6 protein-coding genes and 1 pseudogene are annotated in these 6649 nt (G+C 70.0%); 4 read left to right on the plus strand and 3 right to left on the minus strand.

The window, feature by feature from the left end:
* Positions 1-32 precede the first annotated feature (32 nt).
* Positions 33-512 (plus strand): GNAT family N-acetyltransferase, encoded by a 480-nt coding sequence (locus tag AB0I52_RS14265; protein WP_363072266.1) that lies wholly within the window; start codon positions 33-35, stop codon positions 510-512.
* A gap of 33 nt (positions 513-545) precedes the next feature.
* Here the strand turns inward: AB0I52_RS14265 and AB0I52_RS14270 are convergent, their stop codons facing one another.
* Positions 546-1331 (minus strand): SAM-dependent methyltransferase, encoded by a 786-nt coding sequence (locus tag AB0I52_RS14270; RefSeq protein ID WP_363072268.1) that lies wholly within the window; start codon positions 1329-1331, stop codon positions 546-548.
* Between the two features lie 193 nt (positions 1332-1524).
* Between AB0I52_RS14270 and AB0I52_RS14275 the strand changes: the two genes are divergently transcribed.
* The 3 genes from AB0I52_RS14275 (at position 1525) to AB0I52_RS14285 (ending at position 3888) form a co-directional block, all read left to right on the plus strand.
* On the plus strand, positions 1525-2511 hold the full coding sequence (locus AB0I52_RS14275; RefSeq protein WP_363072270.1) for an aldo/keto reductase: 987 nt from the start codon (positions 1525-1527) through the stop codon (positions 2509-2511).
* 143 nt (positions 2512-2654) lie between these two features.
* Complete coding sequence (locus tag AB0I52_RS14280; protein ID WP_363072272.1) at positions 2655-3092, plus strand: hypothetical protein; 438 nt, start codon at positions 2655-2657, stop codon at positions 3090-3092.
* A 163-nt stretch (positions 3093-3255) separates the two neighbouring features.
* Entirely contained in the window at positions 3256-3888 is a 633-nt protein-coding gene (locus AB0I52_RS14285; protein WP_363072274.1) for a hypothetical protein, read from the plus strand.
* On the opposite strand, the pseudogene AB0I52_RS14290 reads toward AB0I52_RS14285, so the two are convergent.
* Positions 3885-4208 (minus strand): annotated as a pseudogene (locus tag AB0I52_RS14290) (Ku protein); the annotation flags it as partial. The gene AB0I52_RS14285 and the pseudogene AB0I52_RS14290 sit on opposite strands and share 4 nt — an antisense overlap.
* Positions 4209-4701: 493 nt before the next feature.
* Positions 4702-6189, minus strand: coding sequence for an FG-GAP and VCBS repeat-containing protein (locus AB0I52_RS14295; RefSeq protein WP_363072276.1), 1488 nt, complete (start codon positions 6187-6189; stop codon positions 4702-4704).
* Positions 6190-6649: the final 460 nt, after the last annotated feature.

The following is a 6649-nucleotide window of genomic DNA, read 5'->3' on the forward strand; positions in this document are numbered from 1 at the left end:
TCCGGGTTCCGCATACATGTACCATGATTCGCATGAATATCCACACCCGTGCCTTCGATCACCCCGACGCCGTCGAACTCAACGATCGCGTGCAGCTCGAATACGCCGAGCGCTACGGGGACGAGGGCGATGTCACACCGCTGGACGCCACGATGTTCGAACCGCCGCGCGGCCTGTATCTGATCGCCTACGACACGTCGGACAGCCCGGTCGCCACCGGCGGCTGGCGCGCGCAGGAGCGCAACGCCGAGGGGTACTCGGACGGGGACGCCGAGCTGAAGCGGATGTACGTGATACCCGAGGGGCGCGGCAACGGCCTGGCCCGCCGCATCCTGGCCGCCCTGGAGGCCGACGCCCGCACGGCCGGCCGCGTCCGCATGGTCCTGGAGACCGGCGACAAGCAGCCCGAGGCGATCGCCCTGTACGCCTCCAGCGGTTACGAGCCCTGCGAGAAGTTCGGCCACTACCGGGACTACGAGAACAGCCGCTGCTACGCCAAACCGCTGCGGTAGGACGTCACGCCCGGCGGCCCCGGCCCCGCGCGCTTACCTGACCCGCCCGACGCCCACGTAGAACCCGCTGCGCTCCACGACCGGCGCCGGCTCCTCGCGGTACCACTCGGTCGCCGGGACGAGCCCGGGTTCGACGAGTTCCAGCCCGTCGAAGAACCGCTCCACCTCCGCGCGCGTACGCATCCGCAGCGCGATGGCGCCCTTCCGGTACGCCGTCTCGGTCTCCTGCCTGAGCTCCGGATGCTGGTCGGCGGTGCCGTGCGAGAGCACCAGGAAGCTGCCCGGGGCCAGCGCGTCGACCAGGGTGCGGGTGATGCCGTACGGGTCCTGGCCGTCCGGCAGGAAGTGCATCAGCGCGATGAGCGACAGGGCGACGGGACGGTCGAAGTCCAGCAGTTCGCGCGCCCGTTCGAGGATCGCCGCCGGCTCCCGCACATCGGCGTGCAGGTAGTCCGTGGCCCCTTCGGGGCTGCTGACGAGCAGCGCCTCCGCGTGACGCAGCACGATCGGGTCGTTGTCCGCGTACACGATCCGGGCCGTCGGCGTGATCGCCTGGACGATCTGGTGGAGATTGGGCTCGGTGGGGATCCCGGTGCCGATGTCGAGGAACTGGTCGATCCCATCGCGCGCCAGCCAGGCCGACGCCCGGTGCATGAACGCCCTGTTACGCGCCGCGTTGCCCCGCGCCGCCTCCGGCAGCTTCTCCCCCACCTGCTGATCGACCGGATAGTTGTCCTTGCCGCCCAGCAGCCAGTCGTAGACGCGCGCGGGATGAGGCTTGCTGGTGTCGATCCGCGGGTGGGGTATGCCGGCCGTCACAGGACGCTCCTCTGTACGGGTAAACGGGTGCGTGTGAGCGCTCTCAGCGTAGGCGACCCACGGACGGGAACTGGTCCCCCGTCAACTCGGGACCCGCTTCCGGAGCAATCCCCTTGTGTTGAAGCGCACTTCAACAACCACACTCCCTCCCACGGCCGCCGACCGACGGCGGCCGTACTCCGAGGGGACAGACATGAAGTACCGCACCATCGGAACGGACCCCGCCACCCGGCGCGAGGTGAGCGTCCTCGCACTCGGCGCGATGCTGTTCGGTTCGGTGACCGACGAGAAGACCTCGTTCGCCGTCCTGGACCACTACGTCGAAGCCGGCGGCACCTTCATCGACACCTCCGACAACTACGCCTTCTGGGTCGACGACAGCTTGGGCGGCCAGAGCGAGCGGCTGCTCGGGAAGTGGCGGCGCAGCCGCGGCGTCGGTGACGAGATAGTCATCGCCACCAAACTGGGCGCCGCGCCCCTCGCACCCGGCACCGGCTACATCGAGAACCCGGAGGGCCTGTCGGCGAAGGCGGTCCGCGAGGCCGCCGAGCGCAGCCGGGAGCGGCTCGGCGTGGAGCGGCTCGACGTGCTCTACGCCCACATCGAGGACCGGACCGTCCCGCTCCGCGAAACCGTGGAGGCCCTCGGCGAGCTGACGGCGGACGGAACGGCCGGGCTGCTCGGCGTCAGCAACCACGCCGTGTGGCGGGTGGAGCGCGCTCGGGCGCTCGCGGCCGAGGCCGGAGTGCCCGGCTACGAGGTGCTCCAGTACCAGCACAGCCACCTGCGCCCCCGGTTCGACGTCCCCAGCCCGCTCTTCGAGGACGGCAGCCTCGGTCACGCCGGCCCCGAGCTGCTCAGCTATCTGCGCGCCGATCCCGGACTGACGCTGGTCGCGTACTCGCCGCTCCTCACCGGCGCGTACACCCGTGCCGACAAGCCGGTCCCCCAGGACTACGACCACCCGGGCACCCCCGCCCGCCTCACGGTGCTGCACGAGGTCGCCGCCGAGACCGGGGCGAGCGTCAACCAGGTCGTCCTGGCCTGGCAGATCGGCGGCCCGCTCCCCGTGATCCCGCTGGCCGGCGCGTCGTCGGTGGCCCAGCTGAAGGAGAACCTGGCGGCGGTCGACCTGGAGCTGACGGACGAGCAGCGGGCCCGGCTGGACGGGGCGCACTGACGCCGAAGAGCCCCTGCCGGGTTTCCCCGGCAGGGGCTCTGAGCTGCGGTGGGGTGTTCACGAGTACGCCTGACCAGGCACTCCAGAGGCGTACGAAGATCGCTTCCCAGAAATGTCGGACCGCCAGCTGCTTCGCCGTGCCCATGATCGGGACGAGGGGCTGGCGCAAGACGCTCCCCGCGCTCGACCGGACTCCACGGCAGGCCACCGTCACCGGGCGCGTCCGCTTCGACGTGGATCCCGGTTCCGACAGCGACACGCCCGCCTACGACCTCATCGAAGTCCGCGTCGACCTCGACGGCGTCCAGGTCGGCACGACGATCGCCGACATCGTCGCCGCGGAAAGCCTTGCGCGCTTCGCGGTCGGCTCGGTCTGGGACGTGTACGCGCTCGAGGACCCGGCCGAGCTGAACCACGACCACCGGACCCGGGTCGTCCTCGCCGAACCCCACGAGGACGTCATCCGTTCCGGATACGACCTCGGCACCTACGCGCTACATTACGAACCCGGACCAGGATCGGACCTGCTGCTGCTCCGCTTCGCCAACGATCGCCGCGCGCGGAAGGCAGCAGCCTCATGACCAGCAGGCAAACCGGCTCCGGACTTCCGGACGGCCCGCGCTCCGGCGCACCAACAACTGGGGATCGGGAGACTCGTCGGGGCCGGACGATCGCTGGGTCGGGCGGGCGATCCGCCTCCGCCACAACGCTTTCGCCCCCCGTCGACACGGAGGAAAGCCGCCGATGAGCTTCAGACGCCCTGGCAAGCCGGCCCGCCCGAGAGAGGAACGATTCACCGAGGGGCACTTCGCCGTCGGCATGATCGAGGACTCGATCGAGGAGGGCCCCGGCGAGGTGCAGGGCCCCGACACGCTCATCATCAGCGCCGACGTGCAGGGACGCGGGGTCTTCCGCCGGAGGGTGACCTGCCCGTTGTCGATGCCTGGCAGCGGACGCGGCCTGGTCGGACAGCCGGTCGGCTTCCGGCACATCACCGAAGACCCCGACGACGTGGACGACGTGCTCGTCGTCCGGTGGCCGAACAAGGTCAGGAAGGCCCTTGAACCGTTTCGTCCCGAGGGACCCGGGGCGGGGCGCGCACGGGCATGGAGGCGTCTCGCTCAGTGCAGTGCGGTCGTCACGGCGGGAGGAATCCTGCTGACCGCGGTGATGCTCATCGGCGTGGTGTTCACCGCCGGCGAGCTGTTCGCCGATCTCCCGGCGTGGTTCCGGCCCGGCGCGGTGCTCGCTGCGAGTGCGGGCGCGGCGGTGCTGGGACCGTTCGCGTTCGCCTTCTGCGATTCCCGCAAGACAACAGCTCTGTCAAGCCCGTTCCGGCCGCGAGGCCCCGCCGTGGTGAGAGAAGCGGACGGGTAGTAGCTGTCGGCGATACGCACCGGGTCGATCGACTCACGGTCGACGAACGCGCCGATCTCGATAGCCTTCGCCGTGGGCAGCGGCATCTGGTCGAGCTCATCGTCGGTGACCGGGATCGTCTGGTCCTTGGTGGGCTCGTACCCCTTACCGATGTCCCCCTGGCTCAGCTCCTCGCCATCGAGCTCGCACACCTTCCGGGTGCGCATCCGCCCCATGCCTTCGAGGTGCACCTGGTGGATCGAATGATCCTCCGTGGCCGACGACACCCGGACAGGGATCGTCGTGTTGACTGAACTACCCCTGAAATATTCGCAGTTCAGGGGCGTGTGGTGCTGGTTTCCCGGCCATGCTTGAGACGGGCGGTACTGCCCGGGATCTGGTGAACTTTGTGCTGCCGGAGACTGGGGCGTTGGTCAAGTCGTCGGATCCGCGGCAGCCTTACGTGCTGCTCGATGCCGAAGGTGCTGCGGCAGCTCCGGTGGCTGTGTTCTTCGCCGAGCTCCAGGCGTGCTCGCGTTCGAGGTCCACGATCCGTTCGTACGGGATGGTCTTGCTGCGGTGGTGGCGGTTTCCGACCAGCTGGAATGTGCCCTGGGATCGTGCGCTGCGTAGTGACGCGCGGGACTTTACGCGCTGGATGCGGATGGCACCGAAAGCCTCCCGCAGACCCGGACGGGATCGGGCCTCTGCGGAAGTCGTGCGGTCCGTAGCCGGCGTGCCGAATCCAGTCACCGGGCGGGCCGGGCCTGGTCCGTTGTACGGATGGCCCCCTCTGGTCGCTGCCACCGGCCGGCGGCAGCGATCCGCTGCCCGTCAGCCGATGTTCGGCCCGTTGTCGTTGGACAGGTTCAGACCGAACCGGGCTCGCGGCACGAGGGCGCCCAGGTCGACCGGGTTGAACGCGAAGGCGCCCTTCGTGGTCAGGCCGGCGGCGGCGCCGCGCAGCGACCACACCGCACCGCCGTCCGCGACCGCGTCGAGGTTCTCGTCGGGGGCGCCGGCCGCCAGATCCGCCTTGCCGTCGCCGGTGATGTCGAGCAGCCGGACCGAGCCGCCGAAGTGGTCACCGCTCTCCGCCACCCCCGGCATGCCGGTCGTGTCCTGGTGGAACGACTTCGCGCCGGTGCCGCTCAGACCGCGCGCGCTGCCCTTCAGCAGCACCACCGCGCCCGCTCCCTTGACCGACTTGAGGGCCTCGAAGGGCACCCCCACGGCCAGGTCGGCGTACCCGTCGCCGTTCACGTCACCCGCCCCGAGACGGGCGCCGAACTGGTCGCCCTTCTCGCTCTCCCCGGGCACGCCCGTGGTGTCCTGGGTGATCGTCTTCGTCCGGGTGGTGCTCGGCCCGGACGCGGAACCGTAGTAGATCTTGACGGTCCCGGGGTCCGTGGGCAGGTCCTCCGTGATGCCGTTCGGGATCACCCGGGTGGCGAGGTCGTCCTTGCCGTCCTTGTCGAAGTCACCGACCGCTGTGGCCGCGGCGCCGGGGAGCGGGGTGGACTTCGTGGAGAGGCCCTTCGGGGTGCCCAGCCACAGCTTGCCGCCCTCGGCGTGGTTCTCGTACACGTAGAACGTGCACAGGTCGTCGATGCCGTCGCCGTTGAAGTCCCCGGCCGCGGTGTTCGACATGGAGTTGTCCGTGCTGAACATGTTGATGTGCTGCTCGCGGGCGGGCGCCCCGGCCCGGGTGAACGGCCCGTAGAGCACGCTGCGGAAATCCCCGTCGTCGCCGTGAAGCATCATCAGGTCCGTCGTCCCGTCGCCGTCGAAGTCACCGGCGGTGAGGTTGTCTCCCACCTGGGTGTCGCTCGAAGCCGGTATACGGGCCGCGCCCTGCCCGGTGATGCCGCCGGTGCGGCCCCACAGCACGATGACGGAGCCGTTGATGGCGGAGCCTTCGAACAAGAACGATTCATGGGTGACCAGGGCGAGGTCGGTCAGCCCGTCGTGGTCGAGGTCCTCGGCGAACATCCGGTAGCCGAAGCCGTGATCGTCACCGGGCACCCCCGGCACGCCCGGGGTGTTCTGATCGATGACCGTGGTGTTCGCTGTCGTCAGGCCCTTGGCCGAGCCGTAGCTGACGGTGATGTAACCGGCCCAGGAATGGCTGGCCACCTTGGCCGCGGGGGCGGCGACGGCGAGGTCCTGATAGCCGTCCCCGTTGAAGTCCTCGCGCACGGTGGCAGCTGCTGTACCTCCGGCCGTACCCGCGGACGTGCCGCCGGGAGCTGCGACGGCCGTGCCGCCCGACAGAGCCGTGGCAGCACAGACGGCTATGGCCAGCGTGGTGCGAATGCCCACAAAATTCTCCTTGGTCGCGTACGCGGAGCCAGTGGCGTACGAGGTGTGAGGGCTCGCATAGGAGACACCCGCGACGCGCAGAGGGTTGCCCCGTGAACGGAAGGTGAACTCGACGGGTGAGCACGGGAGTCGGGGCCGGGTCCGGTCACCGTGCGCAAGGGCGGGGGCGGCCGGCGCCGTCCCCGCACCTCGTTCAGCGCTGCCCGCGCCCGCTGTCCACCGCTTCGGGCAGCAGCTCGGTGATGACCGGCAAGACGCATCGACCGCCCGTTCCGGCTCGGGAGGGAAAAGTGCTGGCTCCCTCTCCGGCAGGTTCTCGGAACGTGCACGTAGCCGAGACCCCGAGCCGCCTCGGCGGCTCGGGAAGCGTGGAGCTCTCTGCCCCCTCGGCCCCTCGGTACGCGGGGGGGGGGGGGGGGGGCAGAGGATAGCCGCACGGCCGGGGCGCCCCGGGGGGCCC

Origin of the sequence: Streptomyces sp. NPDC050423, from assembly GCF_040655445.1 — a bacterium.
Classification (GTDB): domain Bacteria; phylum Actinomycetota; class Actinomycetes; order Streptomycetales; family Streptomycetaceae; genus Streptomyces.